The organism is Shigella sp. FC1567 (assembly GCF_001743015.1).
Lineage (GTDB): Bacteria > Pseudomonadota > Gammaproteobacteria > Enterobacterales > Enterobacteriaceae > Escherichia > Escherichia coli.
The window spans coordinates 1-329 of record NZ_MIIV01000435.1 but is presented as its reverse complement, the minus strand read 5'-3'; the positions used below and the strand labels follow the sequence as shown (position 1 = coordinate 329).

Annotated in this window: 1 pseudogene; it reads left to right on the top strand. The window is 54.1% G+C overall.

Annotation, left to right across the window (positions count from 1 at the left end):
* A pseudogene (locus BHE85_RS19355) lies at positions 1-329 on the top strand (IS3 family transposase); the annotation flags it as partial.

The following is a 329-nucleotide window of genomic DNA, read 5'->3' as shown; positions in this document are numbered from 1 at the left end:
AGGAAGTCTTACTGCTGTGACCGCCGGAGAACAGGTTGTTCCTGCCTCTGAACTTGCTGCCGCCATGAAGCAGATTAAAGAACTCCTGCGCCTGCTCGGCAAGAAAACGATGGAAAATGAACTCCTCAAAGAAGCCGTTGAATATGGACGGGCAAAAAAGTGGATAGCGCACGCGCCCTTATTGCCCGGGGATGGGGAGTAAGCTTAGTCAGCCGTTGTCTCCGGGTGTCGCGTGCGCAGTTGCACGTCATTCTCAGACGAACCGATGACTGGATGGATGGCCGCCGCAGTCGTCACACTGATGATACGGATGTGCTTCTCCGTATACA